At 71.7% G+C, this 16,043-nt stretch carries 14 protein-coding genes; 6 read left to right on the top strand and 8 right to left on the bottom strand.

All coding sequences use genetic code 11. The features are described from left to right. The 5 genes from ACIBTX_RS16075 to ACIBTX_RS16055 all read right to left on the bottom strand — a co-directional run bounded on the left by ACIBTX_RS16075 (nucleotide 1) and on the right by ACIBTX_RS16055 (nucleotide 5,210). A complete protein-coding gene (locus ACIBTX_RS16075; RefSeq protein ID WP_357127942.1) occupies nucleotides 1-1,497 on the bottom strand; it encodes a sigma 54-interacting transcriptional regulator in 1,497 nt (498 codons plus the stop codon). Between the two features lie 66 nt (nucleotides 1,498-1,563). Continuing rightward, nucleotides 1,564-2,640 (bottom strand): hypothetical protein, encoded by a 1,077-nt coding sequence (locus ACIBTX_RS16070; RefSeq protein WP_396832649.1) that lies wholly within the window; start codon nucleotides 2,638-2,640, stop codon nucleotides 1,564-1,566. Between the two features lie 125 nt (nucleotides 2,641-2,765). Beyond that, nucleotides 2,766-3,416 carry a response regulator transcription factor gene (locus ACIBTX_RS16065; protein WP_357172851.1) on the bottom strand — a complete coding sequence of 217 codons (651 nt, stop codon included), beginning with the start codon at nucleotides 3,414-3,416 and terminating at the stop codon, nucleotides 2,766-2,768. Beyond that, the gene (locus ACIBTX_RS16060) at nucleotides 3,413-4,657 is read right to left on the bottom strand and encodes a histidine kinase (RefSeq protein ID WP_357172848.1); all 1,245 of its coding nucleotides are present in this window, start codon (nucleotides 4,655-4,657) and stop codon (nucleotides 3,413-3,415) included. Before ACIBTX_RS16060 ends, ACIBTX_RS16065 begins: the two co-directional genes overlap by 4 nt. Nucleotides 4,658-4,712: 55 nt before the next feature. Then, entirely contained in the window at nucleotides 4,713-5,210 is a 498-nt protein-coding gene (locus tag ACIBTX_RS16055; RefSeq protein ID WP_357172845.1) for a hemerythrin domain-containing protein, read from the bottom strand. A gap of 103 nt (nucleotides 5,211-5,313) precedes the next feature. On the opposite strand from ACIBTX_RS16055, the gene mgrA reads away from it, so the two are divergent. Continuing rightward, nucleotides 5,314-6,309: an L-glyceraldehyde 3-phosphate reductase gene (gene mgrA, locus ACIBTX_RS16050; RefSeq protein ID WP_357172842.1), complete on the top strand. Its 996-nt coding sequence runs from the start codon at nucleotides 5,314-5,316 to the stop codon at nucleotides 6,307-6,309. Nucleotides 6,310-6,333: 24 nt separating this feature from the next. Here the strand turns inward: mgrA and ACIBTX_RS16045 are convergent, their stop codons facing one another. Then, complete coding sequence (locus tag ACIBTX_RS16045) at nucleotides 6,334-7,236, bottom strand: lytic polysaccharide monooxygenase (RefSeq protein ID WP_396832648.1); 903 nt, start codon at nucleotides 7,234-7,236, stop codon at nucleotides 6,334-6,336. A gap of 139 nt (nucleotides 7,237-7,375) precedes the next feature. On the opposite strand from ACIBTX_RS16045, the gene ACIBTX_RS16040 reads away from it, so the two are divergent. Together ACIBTX_RS16040 and ACIBTX_RS16035 are read left to right on the top strand one after the other, a co-directional pair. Further along, entirely contained in the window at nucleotides 7,376-7,498 is a 123-nt protein-coding gene (locus tag ACIBTX_RS16040; protein WP_030490864.1) for a 50S ribosomal protein L36, read from the top strand. A gap of 150 nt (nucleotides 7,499-7,648) precedes the next feature. Continuing rightward, on the top strand, nucleotides 7,649-8,947 hold the full coding sequence (locus ACIBTX_RS16035) for a hypothetical protein (protein WP_357172836.1): 1,299 nt from the start codon (nucleotides 7,649-7,651) through the stop codon (nucleotides 8,945-8,947). Nucleotides 8,948-9,003: 56 nt separating this feature from the next. On the opposite strand, the gene ACIBTX_RS16030 is transcribed toward ACIBTX_RS16035, so the two are convergent. Then, nucleotides 9,004-10,386 carry a fatty acid--CoA ligase family protein gene (locus ACIBTX_RS16030; RefSeq protein ID WP_357172833.1) on the bottom strand — a complete coding sequence of 461 codons (1,383 nt, stop codon included), beginning with the start codon at nucleotides 10,384-10,386 and terminating at the stop codon, nucleotides 9,004-9,006. Continuing rightward, entirely contained in the window at nucleotides 10,376-11,914 is a 1,539-nt protein-coding gene (locus ACIBTX_RS16025) for an NAD(P)-binding domain-containing protein (RefSeq protein WP_357172830.1), read from the bottom strand. The genes ACIBTX_RS16030 and ACIBTX_RS16025 overlap by 11 nt, the downstream gene beginning before the upstream one ends. A gap of 63 nt (nucleotides 11,915-11,977) precedes the next feature. On the opposite strand from ACIBTX_RS16025, the gene ACIBTX_RS16020 reads away from it, so the two are divergent. Genes ACIBTX_RS16020 through ACIBTX_RS16010 form a run of 3 tightly spaced genes read left to right on the top strand, consistent with a single transcriptional unit; the run spans nucleotide 11,978 to nucleotide 16,041 of the window. Continuing rightward, complete coding sequence (locus tag ACIBTX_RS16020) at nucleotides 11,978-13,495, top strand: aromatic amino acid ammonia-lyase (protein ID WP_357127973.1); 1,518 nt, start codon at nucleotides 11,978-11,980, stop codon at nucleotides 13,493-13,495. Continuing rightward, a complete protein-coding gene (locus ACIBTX_RS16015) occupies nucleotides 13,488-15,050 on the top strand; it encodes an FAD-dependent oxidoreductase (protein WP_396832712.1) in 1,563 nt (520 codons plus the stop codon). Before ACIBTX_RS16020 ends, ACIBTX_RS16015 begins: the two co-directional genes overlap by 8 nt. A 1-nt stretch (nucleotide 15,051) precedes the next feature. Next, a complete protein-coding gene (locus tag ACIBTX_RS16010) occupies nucleotides 15,052-16,041 on the top strand; it encodes an alpha-hydroxy acid oxidase (RefSeq protein ID WP_357127976.1) in 990 nt (329 codons plus the stop codon). Nucleotides 16,042-16,043 lie beyond the last annotated feature (2 nt).

Raw genomic sequence — 16,043 nt, 5'->3', positions numbered from 1 at the left:
TCAGCCCCGGCCGCCGTAGACGGTGCGCCCGGACTCGGTGACGTCCTTGCCGAGCCGGCGGGTAAGGTGCAGCCCCTCCAGCACGAACTCCACGGCCGCGGCGGCCTCCTCCGGGGTGGGCGCGTCGCCCAGGCCGAGCCGGTCGAGCACCTTGGCCAGACCGGGCACCGTGCCCACCTGGCGCAGCAGCTCGGCGGAGCCGACCAGCTCGCCGGTCTCGATCGCCGTCCCGTCCTCGACGAGAGCGGTGAACCCGGACAGGTCGAGGCCGGCCAGGTGGGCGCGGAACGTCTCGGCGGTCGCGGTCCGCAGCAGGTGGGCCAGGATCTCGACCTCCCGTCCCTCCTCGCCGCTCTCGAACTCCACCTTGCCGCGCAGCGTGCTGGTCACCGACACCGCGTCACCAACGCGAGCCACCGCCGCCTCCGATGCAAGGAAGGGCACCTTGTTATCGCTTGCGGTTGTAGAGGGGGCCCCTCCTAACACGTCGGCGGAGGCGGCGAGCAAGCCGGCACGACGCAGTGCGGCACCGGCCACCGTCTCGGCGGCGGCGATCGCGAACCGGGCGGAGACTCCGGAGCGCGGGTCCACCGACGGGGATTCCCGCACCGCGCGGGCGAAACGGGCCAGCACCTCCAGCACGTGCTCGGGGACGTCCGCGACCAGATCCGCCTCCTGGCGGATCAACGCCAGCTCCAACTCCAGGTCGACCGGGTAGTGGGTGCGGATCTCCGCGCCGAACCGGTCCTTGAGCGGCGTGATGATGCGACCCCGGTTGGTGTAGTCCTCAGGGTTGGCGCTGGCCACCAGGAGCAGGTCCAGCGGTAGCCGGAGTTGGTAGCCGCGGACCTGGATGTCGCGCTCCTCCAACACGTTGAGCAGCGCCACCTGGATGCGCTCGGCCAGGTCGGGCAGCTCGTTGACGGCGAAGATGCCACGGTTGGTACGCGGCACCAGCCCGAAGTGGATGGTCTCCGGGTCGCCGAGGGTGCGGCCCTGGGCGATCCGGATCGGGTCGACGTCACCGATCAGGTCGCCGACGCTGGTGTCCGGGGTGGCGAGCTTCTCGCCGTAGCGCATCGAGCGGTGCAGCCAGCCGATCGGCAGGTCGTCGCCGGCCTCGGCGACCTGGGCGACCGAGGCGGGGGTGAGCGGGCGCATCGGGTGTTCGTTGAGGACCGAGCCCGTGATGACGGGGGTCCACTCGTCGAGCAGCGAGCCCAGGGCGCGGATCAGTCGGGTCTTGCCCTGGCCGCGCTCGCCGAGCAGCACCATGTCGTGCCCGGCGAGCAGAGCACGCTCGACCTCGGGCAGGACGGTGTCGTCGTAGCCGACGATGCCGGGGAAACGGGTCTCGCCGGAGCGCATCCGGGCGAGGAGGTTGTCGCGGAGTTCCTGCTTGACGGTGCGGTACTGGTGACCGGCCGCCCGTAGCGCGCCGAGCGTGCCGGGCAGGTCGGCCGGTGGAACCGGGATTACCGGGGTAGGCGCAGTCACCCGAGTAACGCTAGCTCACATTTTCGGGGGCGCCTCCGGCTTCGGGTGGCACCCCCACGGCCACCCTCAGCCCTGGCCGCAGCGCCGGCAGGCGCCCCGGCGGCGCAGGTGGTACGCGTACGTGGCCGCGCCGAGCGCCACGCCCCACAGCGGCCAGAGCAGCATCGGCGCCCCGGTCAGGCTGGTCCCGCCGGTGAGCTCCCAGAACTGGGGGTTGCTGAGCAGGCCGAGGCTCGCCGCGGTGACGGAGATGGCGACCAGGGTCGCCGGCACCACGGCCAGCTTCACCGGCACCCGACGACCGGCGAGCCCGACCATCCAGCGGGGGAACGTTTCACCCCAACGCTGCACCAGCCCGAGGGTGAGGATCGCGCCGGCGGTGGCGAAGGCGGCCAGCCCGAACCCGGCCCAGACCAGCCCGCTGTCCTGCATCTCGGTCAGGAACTCCCGGGAGATGCCCAGCGGGATGCCCGCCGTCCAGGCGAACCGGATCGCCGCGTACGTCAACGGGATGATCGCCGCGATGCCGGCGGCCCACCGACCCCAGCGGGCGGCGGCGGCCGGGGTGGTCCAGCCACGGTCGGTGCCGTCCCGCCCGCAGGAGACGCAGCTTGCGGCGGTACGGCGTTGCCAGGCGAGCACCGCCCCGGCCAGCAGCAGCCCGCCGAGCAGCGCGGCGAAGCGGCCGAACAGGGCCCAGTTGAAGATGTCGGAGTAGTCGACCGGCGGCCAGCCGAACGGCGCGCCGACGATCAGGATCGGCAGGTAGCCGAGGATGACCAGCACGCGGACGTCCGGCACGACCACGGCGAGCAGGAACGCGACCGCCCAGCCGTAGCCGGCGAGCAGTGCCCGCAGCGGGCCGGGTGGCCGGACCGCCGGCCGGCTCATGGCGAGGGCGGCCACGGCGGCGCTCAGCAGGACTCCGGCGAAGAGCGGGGTGGCCACGTCCACCGGCACCAGGCGCAGCAGGCTGACGTCACCGCCGTGGAGGTCGTTCGGGCCGAACGGGTAGCCGGCGCCGGTGAGCGTGCCGAGCAGGGCGAGTACGCCCCACAGGCCGAGCCAACCGGCGGCGAGCGGGGCGAGCCGGTCGGGCCAGCGGGAGTCGGTACGGGCTCGAAGGTCATTGATCGTCGTCATGCTCTCAGCCTCGACCGATCGGCGACCGGTTCCCTCCCGGGCGGCGGTGAACCCGCTCCCCCGGCCGAGGGATCAGCCGGGAGCCCCTCGGCCGGGGGAACGGCCGGGAGCCCTCGGCCGGGGGATCAGCCGGACGGGGTGACGAAGCCGGACTCGTACGCGGCGATGACCGCCTGGGTACGGTCGCGGACGCCCAGCTTGGCCAGCACGTTGCCAACGTGCGTCTTGACCGTCTCCACCCCGACGACCAGGTGCGCGGCGATCTCCGGGTTGGACCGGCCGGTCGCCATCAGCCGCAGCACCTCGGCCTCCCGCTCGGTGAGGCGGGCGGCTTGCAGGCGGTCCCCGCCCACCGGCCCGTACGCCCCGACGAGCTGGCGGATCGCCGCCGGGAACAGCAGCGACTCCCCGGCCGCCACGACGCGGACCGCCTCGATGACCTCCGCCGGGCGGGCCCGCTTCAGCAGGAAGCCGGACGCGCCGGCGCGCAGCGCCTCGTAGACGTACTCGTCGTTGGCGAACGTGGTGATGACCAGCACCCGGGGCGGGTCGGCGGAGGTGGCCAGCAGGTGGCGGGTGGCCTGGATGCCGTCGATGCCGGGCATCCGCACGTCCATCAGCACCACGTCCGGGCGGTGCCGGGCGACCAGGGGCGGCACCTCGGCCCCGTCGGCGGCCTCGGCGAGCACTCGCAGGTCCGGTTGCGCGTCGATGATGGCTCGCAGGCCGACCCGGATCAGCTCGTCGTCGTCGACGATCAGCACGCCGGTGGTCATCGGGCGTCCTCGTACGGCAGGCGGGCTCGGACGAGCCACCGGTCGCCGTGCGGGCCGACGGTGAGCCGGCCGCCGAGCAGCAGCACCCGTTCCCGGATGCCGTCCAGGCCCCGCCCGCCCCGACCCGGATCGGAGCGGCGCTGTCGGCCGAGGGCATTTTCCATCTCCAACTCCAGGGCATCGCGGTGCAGGTCGAGCCGCAGCGTCACCGGCCCGTGGCCGTGGCGGGCGGCGTTGGTCAGTCCCTCCTGGACGATGCGGTAACCCTCCCGGGAGACGACCGCGGGCACCGCCGCGGGATCGCCGGCGCGGCTGTCGTAGACCGTCAGCCCGGCCGCGCGGGCGTCGGTGACCAGCCGGTCCAGGTCGGCGAGCGTACGCTGTGGCGCCACCGAGGGCCGGCCGCCGCCGGTCTCGCGGAGCAGCCCCAGCACGTGGTCCAGCTCGTCCATCGCGGTCCGGCCGGCGTCCTCGATGGCGGTCAGCGCGCGCCGGACGAACTCCGGGTCGGTGTCCAGCACCTCACGGGCGGCGCCGGCCTGGAGGGTCGCCACGGTCAACGCGTGACCGACGGAGTCGTGCAGTTCGCGGGCCAGCCGGTTGCGTTCGGCGAGCCGGGTGGCCCGCGCCTCCAGGGCGGCGATCCGCTCGGCCTGGGCGGGTCCGAGCAGCACCGGGGCCATCGAGACGGCGAGCGCGCCGAGCCCGGCCACGGCGTAGCCGAGGCCCACCAGCAGGGCGACCCCAGCGAGGGTGAGCCAGCCGCTGTCCCGCCCGTCCAGCGGCCCGAACCGTTCCCGGCTGGTCAGCTCGTCGCCCACACCGAACTGCTGCGCGATGAACGCGAGCGCCATCGGCAGGGCGCTGAACAGCGCGGTCATCACCAGCGCGCCGACGATGAGGTGCGTGGCGATCCAGAGCGCGCTGCGCAGGCGGCTCTCCCGATCGCCCCGGTGTCCCGGCGCCGGGTCGGGCAGGTCGACGCCGAGCAGCGCCCGTACGGCCGCGATCTCCAGGGCCCGGCTGCCGTCCAGCAGCAGCGGCACCACGGCGATCAGCGCCGCGACCACCAGCAGGACGTACACCAGCGGGCGGGGGATCTCCGAGTCGGTGAGCATCTGCGCGAAGGTCACCGCGAGGACCCCGTACGGCAGGGCCAGCACGCCGCCGAGCAGCAGGAACACGCCGCGTCGCCAGGTGCTGCCGGCGACCAGCGGGGCCAGCGCCGCGCGGAGGGTCATCCGGTCATTCTGCTGGCGTGGACCGGGTGCGCGACTCCCCCGCAGCGGGGAGATCTCAGCGGTGGTCGGCCACGTACCCCTGCGGGTCCTTGTCGCGGAACGGCAGGTCGCGGCCGTTCTTGTGCTCGCCGTAGAAGGTCAGCCAGCGCTGCCCCAGTTCGGCCCGCAGCTCGAAGCCGGCGTGCCGGCGGAAGTCGGGCAGCGCCTCGTCCTCCTCCTCGGCCAGGTGCTCGCTGTTCTCCCGGCGGGCCGTACCGACCGCGTCCCACCAGGGCTTCGAGCCGACCGGGTGCAGTTTGGACTCGGCGATGGCGTCCCGGATCTTGTTGTGGTCGCCGATCGCGTCTTCGGTCTCGTCCTCGCCGTCGTCGCCGTGCTTGACCAGGTGCGGGTAGAGGATCGCCTCCTCCGCCTCGGCGTGGATGTCCAGGTGCAGGGCGAGGGCGTCCCAGATGGCCAGCAGTTCCTGCTCGTCGCGGGCGTCGTCGAGGCGGGCGAAGCCGCGCCGGAAGGCGGCGTGGTCGTCCAGGATCAGTGCGGTGATGTCGTCCACGTCGCTCACTTTCCGCGGTGCAGGGCCGGTCGTCGGGTCGAAACTACCCCGATGTCCGGCTTTCCACGCCCGATCTCGGGCAGGCCGGACCGGGGCTAGGCTCATGATCGTGACCTACCTCGCCGCGGAAGACCGCTACGACACCATGACCTACCGGCGCAGCGGACGCAGTGGCCTGCGGCTGCCCGCCGTCTCTCTCGGCCTGTGGCACAACTTCGGCCCGGACCGCCCGTACGAGCGCCAGCGGGACATCGTCCGGCGCGCGTTCGACCTCGGCGTCACCCACTTCGACCTGGCGAACAACTACGGCCCGCCGCCCGGCTCGGCGGAGGAGAACTTCGGCCGGATGCTCGCCACCGACCTGAAGCCGTACCGGGACGAGTTGGTCATCTCCAGCAAGGCCGGATATCTGATGTGGCCCGGCCCGTACGGCGAGTGGGGCTCGCGTAAGAACCTGATCTCGTCGTTGGACCAGTCGCTGGGCCGGATGGGCCTCGACTACGTCGACATCTTCTACTCGCACCGGTTCGACCCGGACACCCCGCTGGAGGAGACGATGGGCGCGCTGGACGCCATCGTCCGCTCCGGCAAGGCCCTCTACGTGGGCATCTCCAACTACAACTCGGAGCAGACCACGAGGGCCGCGGCGATCCTGCGCGACCTGGGCACGCCGCTGCTGATCAACCAGCCGTCGTACTCGATGCTCAACCGCTGGACCGAGGACGACGGCCTGCTCGACACGCTGGAGCAGGTCGGCGCCGGCTGCATCGCGTACAGCCCGCTCGCGCAGGGCCTGCTGACGGACCGCTACCTCAAGGGCATCCCGGCCGACTCGCGGGTGCGGACCAGCGTCTTTCTCAACGAGAGCGACCTCGGCGACGAGAAGATGGCCACCATCCGGGGGCTCGGCGCGGTCGCCGAGCGGCGCGGTCAGTCCCTGGCCCAGCTCGCGCTGGCGTGGGCGCTGCGCGACGCGCGGATGACCAGCCTCATCATCGGGGCGAGCAGCGTCGAGCAGTTGGAGACCAACGTCGCCGCCGTGCACAACCTCGACCTGGGCACCGAGGATCTGGCCGAGATCGACCGCCTGTTGGGCTGACCGCCGGATCGCGGGCGGGCCGGGTCACCAGATCCGGCGCCGCCCGGCCCGGTGGTTGCGCACCTCGCACCGTGGTCCCGTCGGCGCGACGGGGTCGCGTCGCCGCCGACCCACGCCGACCAGTACCGCCAGGACCAGCACGACGGCCGCGCCGGCCAGCACCGGCCACCGGCCGTCGAGGTCGCGCACCGACGCCACCGGCACGCCCGGGTCGGCCGCCGCCGCCACCGCCGACTCGCTGGCGACCGGCCGGCTCGCGGGGGTACGCGCCGACGCCTTCGCCGACGCGCGCGTCCCGGTCCCGCCCGCGGCGGCGAAGACCACGTCGGAGCAGGAGTAGTAGGTGTCCGGGGTGTTGGAGTTCTGCCAGATCGTGTAGATCAGGTGACGGCCGGTACGCCCCGTGGGCAGCCGACCGGCCAGTTGGTACGCGCCGGCCCGCACCGGCGGGTCGGTCCGCGTCAGGAACGGCCGCAGCTCCAGATCTGCCCAGGTCAGCCGTTTACGCGGGTCGTAGTCGGGCGTGGTGACGTAGAGCCGGAAGGTGCCCCGGTGCTCGATGGTGGTCCGGTACCGGAAGGTGAACGTCACGCCGGTGGTCAACCGGGTGCTCGGCCAGTCGGTCCGGGGCAGGTCCAGCCCCTGGTACGCGGAGAGCCCTCCGCTGCACAGCTCCCCGTCCGGGATTCGTTCCCGGTCCCGACCGTTGATGGCCGCGACGCGTACGTTGTCCCATTCGCGCACCGCCGCGCCGGCCGCCACGGCCGCCCGGCAGGCGCTGGTCGACGCGTACCGGCCCTCGGGCCCACAGGCCGCCGCCCGGCTGACCGGGTCGGTGGGGGCGCCGTGCGCCCAGCCGGGCGCCGCGCCCAGCGGTGCCGCCGCCATGACGACGAGCACCACGACGAGCATCCGACGCACCCTCATGGCTTGAACCTCCCGCCACTGGTACGGGCGCGGGAGGTCAAAGGTTCGACGCCCGGGGCCTGGGAATCACGCGGCGGGCAACGGCGTTCCGATAACCGGTACGGATTTCAGGCCAGACCCCCAGGCCGAGGAGGCAGAGATGAAGGTACGTAGCTCGTTGCGTGCGCTCAAGCAGAAGCCCGGTTCGGTGGTGGTCCGTCGTCGCGGCCGGGTGGTCGTGGTGAACCGCGCGAACCCGCAGTGGAAGAGCCGCCAGGGCTGATACGCCTCTTAGCGGACATACAGTCGAGAACGCCCCGACCGGGACCATCCGGTCGGGGCGTTTCGCGTAGCCGTTCTCGACGAGCGGTGCGCGTGACTCGATGGCATCATCCCTCCTGATCAAGCATGTTCATCGATCGAGGGGGCGACGGTGCACGGACCAGACAGAACAGCGACCCGACGGCGTACACGACAGTTCACCGCCGGCGTGGTCGGCGTGTTGGCGGCCCTGGCGGCCGTGCCGGCACCCGCGTGGGCGGCCACCTGGTCGCCGATCCAGGTCGTGTCGGAGCCCGGCTGGAGCGGGCTGGACCAGCCCTTCGTGGCGGTCGACCGGCAGGGCGACTCGCTGCTCGCCTGGGCGGGCTGCGACAACAACGCGAGTAGCTGCAACGACCAGGTGAAGGCGCAGCTCGTCTCGGTCGACGGCACAGCCGGCCCGGTCCAGACGCTCTCGCCGCTCGGCGCGTCCGCCTTCTGGCCCAAGGTCGCGTCCGACGACGACGGCGACTCGGCCGTGGTGTGGACGCAGGACGGCCTCGTGGCCGGCCGGCGGGTGTCCGCCACCGGCGAGCTGGGTCCGCTGCAGATGATCGCCACGTGGCACGGGGTGAGTCCGGCCGTCGCGGTCGACCCGTCAGGGCTGGCGCTGGTCACCTGGACCGAGATCCGCGACGGCGCGTACACGACGAAGGCCCGCTACTTCGGCGCGGACAGCTCCCTCGGCCCCGAGCTGACCCTCGGTGTCGGCGTGGACCAGCCGGTAGTGGGCGTCGACCGCGCCGGGACCGCCGTCGTCGCCTGGACGGAGAGCTACGAGCGCGTCGTCGCGCGTCGGGTCCGCCCGGAGGGGGTCGCGCCGCTGCGCGTCATCGCCGGACGGGCCACCGATGTTAGGTACGCCAGCGTCTCGCTCGCCGTGGACCGGGACGGCGATGCGGTGATCAGCTACCGGTGGTCCAAGGCGGGTGAGCCGCCCCGCCTGCGGGCCCGGCACTACAGCCACGCCGACACGTTGGGCAGCGTCCTCAGCGTCTCGCCGGCCGCCCACGAGCTGAGCCTCTTCGACGAACTCGCCGGCGATCTCGACGGCGACGCGGTGCTGACCTGGGGCCGCTGGACTCCCGAGGGTATCCAGGTCTTCGCCCGCTCGATCTCCTCCACCGGAGTGCTCGGCACGGTCACCCGGCTCGGCGTCGGCGACTGGCCGAAGGTCGCCCTGGACGACGACGGCGACGGCCTGGTCACCTGGCAGGCTTGGGGTCCGGACGTCTCCACCACGCAGGTGCACGCCCGGACGATCGGCCAGGACGGCACGTTCGGGGCGGACGAGATCATCGCCCCCGACGGGCGGTACGCGCAGCCGGCGTCCAGCCCGACCGGCCGCTTCTCGGTGATCTGGCAGAAGGCGTCCTACGAGTACGACATCCGGGCGCGCTTCGGCCAGTAGCCCGACGGCGAGACGCCCTGACCGCCGCCTCGGTCAGGGCGTCTCGCGCAACTCCGCTACCGGAGCTGTCGGAGTTGACTCTTGTCGGGTTTGCCGCTGGCGGCGAGCGGGACCCGGTCGATGACCGTGACGGTGCGCGGCACCGCGAGGTCGCCCACCTGTGCGGCCACGAGCTTGCGCAGCAGGTCCGGATCGGGTGTCCTCCCGGCCGCCGGCACCACGAACGCGTGCACGGCCTCGCCGGTCGCCTCGTCCGAATCGCCGACGACGTACGCCTCGGCGATCGTGGGGTCAGCGGCGAGCGCCCGCTCCACCGCTCCGGCATGGACCAACTGCGCGTTGATGATGATCACGTCCCGGGTGCGCCCGAGCAGCCGCAGGTAACCGTCGGCGTCGAGTTCACCCAGGTCACGGGTCCGCACCCAGCCGTCCACGAACACCTCGGCCGACTCGTCCGGGTCCTGCCAGTACGACGATGCCTGCGCGGGTGTGCGGACGTAGATCTCCCCGTCGCGAAGAGCGACCTCCACGGCCGGGCGGCCGACCGTGGCGAGGGTGGCGGGGTCGGTCAGCATCTCGGCGGGGGTCACCATCGCGATCATCGACGTCTCGGTCTGGCCGTAGCCGTGGAAGAGCACCGGACCCAGCACGTCGAGCGCCTCGGCCAGTCGGCCCGGCGCGAGGGGCGAGCCGGAGACCATCAGCGCCCGCAGGTGACGCAGGTCCACCGGGTGGGAGCGCTGGTCCCGGATCAACTGGTGCAGCTTGCCGACCGTGATCACGCTCGCCGTGGCCCGGTGTTCGACCAGGGCGTCCGGGAAGACCGGCCGGGGCGCCACGACGAGGGTGCCGCCCGCCACGAGGGAGAGGATGCCGTACTCCAGCATCACCTGACTGGCCAGCGAGCCGAAGACCAGGTAGCGCTGCATCCGGGTGGCCAGTTCGGCGACGGCCGGGGGCCACCGGTCCGGGTACGGGACCCAGGACGCCGACATGGCGGCGTAGGTCTGGACCACGCCCTTCGGTGTTCCCGTGCTCCCACTGGTCCAGATGATCCGTGCGGGATCCTCGGCCCGTCCCGCCGCGACGAGTGCCAGCCCGTCGTCAGGCTGCTCGGTGAACGAGGCCAGCCGAGTCGGGTCGACCACGAGGGAGCCGGACAGTTGTGCCGGGCTCAGGTCCGCACGCCACCCGGACACCCGCGCGCCCACGGCGAAGGCGGCAACCGTGGCGGCGAAGGCCGCGGCGGTGACCGGCAGGTCGAGCGTGACACCCACGCCCGGCCCCGCGCCGCACGAGCGCAGCCCGGCCGCGATACGCCGGATCAGCCCCGCCATCTCCGACGCGGTCGTGACGACCGGCCCGTCCTCGAAGACCGGCCGGTCCCCGCCGGCGCTCAGGAGGTCCAGGACTGGTTGCGGCCAGACGTCAGCGGGCATCGGCGAGGACACCCTTGACGAAGACCTCAAGGGGCTGCTGATGCACGGTCGGCAGGTCCCAGGTGTTCTCCAGGTTCTCCGCCAGGTGGTGCTCGGCGACGACCTGCCCGTCGCGCCACACCCGCACCACCGGGTGGAGGTAGGTGGCGTCCTGGGCGGCCGTCGCGTCGTTCTCGGCCGGGCGCGGCACGGTGATGTCGAACGGGTCGACGTGGTCGTGGTCGGGGCCGTACTCGAGGGTGATCACGAGCGCGAACACGTCCGGCTCCGCGTCCCGCAGATAGGCGACCGGCACCTCCTGCCGGTAGCGGGCGGCCTCGCCCTCGACCGTGATCACGTCGCCGAGCACCGAGAACTGCTGCCACAGCGCCGAGGTCACGTTGATCCGGGCGATGATCGAGGCGGCGATCGCCTCCGGCGTCAGCGCGACCTGCCGGGACGGCCAGGGCTCACCGTGGTGCCGCTCGCGGATGATGTGGTGCAGTGCCCGGGTGGCGTAGCGGAAGCCGTGGATGAAGCCGTTCGTGGACTTCTTGAAGTCACGCTGCTGACTGAGGGTGCCGGCGAAGTAGAGGCCGGGAACGTTCACCGACTCGAAGGCCGGGGTCTGCGCCGGGAACCGATCGTTGATGACCAACTCCGGCCGGGCCGACTCGGCGAAGAGGGACGCGTCGAAGCGGAACCCGGTGCAGAGGATGATCCGGTCGTACTCGAGTTCGCGCAGATTCTCGACCGTCCGGGCGTACCGGAAGAGCACCCGGTACCCGCCGCCCTCCCGCTGACTGATCCGCTCCACCGTGCCGTCCAGGACGGCGTTCTGCGACTTCAACTGATAGGTGTCCAGGAAGTTGTTGTTCACCGCGCGCAGGTGACCGACGTAATGGGTCTGCCAGGCCAGCCTGATGGAGTGCGGTCCGGCGACATGAATCGTCGCGGCGGTCTCGATCAGCGCGTCAGCGGTCTCGAATGCCGAGTTTCCCTTACCGACGATCAACACCCGCTGGTTGACGAAATCGGCGGGGTCGACGCTCACCGTGTCGTAGCGTTCGACCAGTTCCACGCCCTCGATCGGCGGCACGTAGAGCTGGGAGACGCCGGTGGCGACGACGACTCTGCGGGCCTTGAAGACCTGGTCGCCGGCCTGCACCGTGAACACGTCACCGGTCTTCGACACCGCCGTTACCCGGGTGTCGTAACGGACGCGCAGACCTCGCGCGAAGTCGGCGAGATAACGCACCAGATCCTCAGCGGCGGGGAAGTAACGCGTGCTGTAGTTCTTGAACAGCAGCGCCGGATCGTCGGACAGCAGCGAGTTCCAGTCCGACCGTAGATTGAACTCGGGGTCCGCCGAGCCGGTCCACACCTTGTTGATCGAGATCAACTGGCGGTGCCGGGGATAGGTCTCGAAGAACATGCCCGGACGGGGGCCGCCCTCCAGCACCACATAGTCGTGACCGTCGCGCTCGAGCAGGGCCGCGAGCTGCAAACCCGCCGGTCCGGCTCCGATGATCAGGCAATCGTGCGTCATGCGGCGAAATGTACTGAGGCGATTTCAGAGCGCTCTGAGAAACTGTTTCTAGCATCCGGTTCCATGACGATTCAGGTGGATCTGGCAGCACCGCTGCGCCCCGCCGACCTGCGCCTCGCGGCCGGCCCGGTCACGCTCGTGATCAGCGACGAGGTGCGCGGCCGGGTGACGAGCGGCCGGACGTTCCTCGGCAAGGCACTCGGCGACGACCGGGCCATCTACGGCGCCACCACCGGCTTCGGGGCGCTGGTGGGGTACGCGGGCCGAGCCGACCAACGCGACCAGGCCGACAACACCCTCGCCCACCTCGGCGCGGGTCAGGGACCCGACCTCGCCCCGGATGTCGTACGCGCGACGCTGCTGGTCCGCGCCTGGTCCCTGGCCCGGGGCGCGTCCGGGGTCTCGCCGCACGTGATCGACGCGCTCGCGGCCATGCTCGGCACGACGTTCACGCCGGCGATGCCCCGGCTCGGCTCGGTGGGCGCCAGCGGCGATCTGATCCCGCTCGGTGCCGCCGCCCAGGCGCTGCGCGGCCGTGGACACGCCTATGTGGACGGCGTCCGGATGCCTGCCGGGGACGCGCTGACGAAGGCCGGGCTGGAGCCGCTGCCGCTCGACGGCCGGGACGCGCTCGCGCTCGTCAACGGCACGTCGCTGACCACCGCGGCGCTGACCCTCGCCCTGGCCCGGGTCCGCACCGCGCACCGTGTGGTCCAGACGCTGACGTGCCTCCTCGCGGACCTGCTCGGCAGCGACCCGCAGTTCCTCGACCCCGCCCTGCTGGCCGCCTACGGCCACTCCGGCGCCATCGACGTCGGCGCCGCGATGCGGGCGACCTGTGCCGGGCTGCGGCCGTCCGGCAGCAGACCCCTGCAGGAGCCGTACAGCATCCGCTGCGCGCCGCAGTTGCTCGGAGCGGCCGAGGACGCCCTGCGCTACGTGGACGGCGTCGTGGCGGCCGACCTCGGCGGGGTGAGCGACAACCCGCTGTTCTTTCCGGACGACGACAAGGTCGTGCACGGCGGTAACTTCTTCGGTCAGCCCGCCGCCTTCGCCGCCGACGTCCTGTCCATGGTGATCGCCCAGATCGGCAACCTCGCGGAGCGCCAGCTCGACCTGCTGGTGGATCCGGGTCGCAACGGCGGGCTGCCGCCGATGCTCGCGGCGGGGCCGGGGCAGCAGCACGGGTTACAGGGCGTCCAGCTCGCGTCGACGGCGCTCATCACCGAGATCAGACGGGACACCGTGCCCGCGAGCGCGCAGAGCCTCCCCACCAACCTGCACAACCAGGACGTCATCCCGCTCGGCACCCAGGCCGCGCTCCGCGCCCTGGACCAGGCGGAACTCCTGCGCCTGATCACCGGTTCGCTCGGACTGGGTCTGCGCCAGGCGGTGCATGTCGGAGCGCGCCGCCCGACGGCGGTGGGCTGCGACCGTGCTCTGCGGGCCCTGGAGGAGGCGATACCCCCGGTCGACCCGGACCGACCACTCGACGGGGACGTACGAACGGCGGTCGCGATTCTGGAAGAGCTTGAAAAATCTCTGATTTCCGACTCGTACGGTGAGCGCCGTGATGCTTGATTACCTGATCATCGGGGCCGGTCCGGCCGGTCTTCAGCTCGCCGCCCTGCTCGAAGCCGACGGCACGCGCGACTATCTGGTGCTGGAGGGCGCCGACGGGCCGGGGGCGTTCTTCGCCACCTATCCGCGGCACCGGACACTCATCTCGATCAACAAGCCGCACACCGGCACGGACGATCCTGAGCTGAATCTGCGGCTCGACTGGAACTCCCTGCTCACCGACGATCCGGCGCTGCTGTTCACGCAGTACACCGAGCGGTACTTCCCGGATGCCGACGTGATGGTGCGCTACCTCGCGGACTTCGCCGCGAAGACGGGCGTCAAGGTCAGGTACGGCACCCGGGTGACCCGGGTGTCCAAGCAGGACGACGTCTTCACGGTCGAGGCCGGCGAGCGGCGCTGGGAGGCCCGCGCGGTGATCGTCGCCACCGGCGTCTCGAAGACCTACGAGCCGGACATCGCCGGATTCGAGCTGGCCGAGGGGTACGACGTGATGAGCGTCGAGCCGCGTGACTATCTCGACCAGAAGGTTCTCATCATCGGCAAGGGCAACTCCGCCTTCGAGACCGCCGACAGCCTCATGGAGACCACGACACTGATCCACGTCGCAGGGCCCAGCTCGGTCCGGATGGCGTGGCGTACCCACTACGTCGGGCACCTGCGCGCGGTGAACAACAACTTCCTGGACACCTATCAGCTCAAGTCCGCGAACGCGATCCTCGACGGCACGATCAAGAGCATCGAGCGCGACGGTACGGGGTACAAAGTCACGTTCAGCTTCTCCCGGGCCAACGAGGTCGTGAAGGAACTGCACTACGACCGGGTGCTGGCGTGTACCGGATTCCGGTTCGATGCCTCGATCTTCGATTCCTCGGCCCGACCCCAGCTCGCCATCAGGGACCGATTCCCGGCCCAGACCGAAGCGTGGGAGTCGGTGAACGTGCCGGGGCTGTTCTTCGCCGGGACGATCTCGCAGGTACGCGACTTCAAGAAGTCCACGAGCGGTTTCGTGCACGGCTTCCGCTACGCCGTACGCGCTCTGCACCGGATCCTCTCCCGCCGGTACGACGCCACGGACTGGCCGTCGGACAGGCTCGCCGCCGAGCCGGCGGCCATGACCGCGGCCGTCATCGCAAGGGTCAACCGCAGCTCGGCCCTGTGGCAGCAGTTCGGGTTCCTCGCCGACGTGCTCACCGTCGCCGGAGACGAGGCCCGGTACCACGAGGAGGTGCCGGTGGACTACCTCGTGTCGACGGGCCTGCACACCGCCGACCACGAGTACGACCAGGCATTCGTCGTCACGCTGGAGTACGGGCCCGACCACGACCAGGTCGACCCGTTCGACATCACCGTGTCCCGGGTCGCCCAGGATGTCGTGGGGCAGGCGCACGACGCGGCGTACCTGCACCCGGTGGTCCGTTACCACCGCGATGGCCAGTTGATCAGCACCCACCACCTTGCCGAGAACCTGGAGAACCGGTGGGATCGGCCGGACGTCCACGTTGGGCCACTCGAGGAGTTTCTCCGCCGTTGCCTGTCCGGTGCCGAGGGCTGACATGGACCCCGTCCACCAGGACTTCTTCGAGGGCGGCGCCGGGCGGGAGCGCACCCTGGCCGGCAACGAGGAGGCCTTCGCGCGACGGTGGCTCGTGCCCCGGGTGCTCCGGGCGACCGGCGAGCGCGACCTGCGGACCACGGTGGCCGGTACGTCGCTGGCCGCACCGGTGCTGGTCGCTCCGACGGCCTTCCATCGGCTCGCGCATCCCGAGGGCGAGGTGGCCACCGCGCGGGGGGCTGCGGCGGCCGGCACGGCGATGGTGGTGAGCATGGCCGCCACCCAACCGGTCGAGAAGATCGCGGCGGCCGGCGGGACGCTGTGGTTCCAGCTGTACCCGCAACCCGACCTCGACTTCACGGAGTACGTGGTCAAGCGCGCCGAATCGGCGGGCTGCCAGGCGCTGGTGGTGACCGTGGACTCTCCGGTGTTCGGAAGGCGCGAGCGTGACCAACGCAACGGCTTCACGGACCTGCCGCCCGGCTACGCCTGCGAGAACATGCGCGACGCGACAGGGCGGGTGCGTTCGATCGCGATGGACGCGACGGCGGGGTGGGACCGGATCGGGTGGCTGCGCGGTGTCACGGGACTACCGATCCTGCTCAAAGGAATCCTGCATCCCGCGGACGCCCGCCTCGCGGTCCAGCACGGTGCCGCCGGTGTGATCGTGTCCAACCACGGCGGACGACAGCTCGACGGGACGGTTCCCACGCTCGACGCGCTGCCCGCGGTGGTGGCAGCCGTGCAGGGGCAGCTTCCGGTGCTGCTCGACGGGGGTGTGCGCGGCGGCACCGACGTGGTGGTCGCGCTGGCGCTCGGAGCGCGGGCGGTGCTGGTGGGGCGGCCGGTGGTGCGGGGGCTCGCGGCGGCCGGGTCGGTGGGCGTACGGGAGGTGCTCGAACGGATCACAGGCGAGCTGGATCATGCCCTCGCCCTGGCCGGAGCGCGGCGACCGGCCGACCTGACGCCGGATGTGGTGGTGACCCGGTGAAG

This window comes from Micromonospora sp. NPDC049359, from assembly GCF_044466585.1.
Taxonomy (GTDB): Bacteria; Actinomycetota; Actinomycetes; order Mycobacteriales; family Micromonosporaceae; genus Micromonospora.
This window is presented reverse-complemented; position numbering and strand designations above follow the sequence as displayed.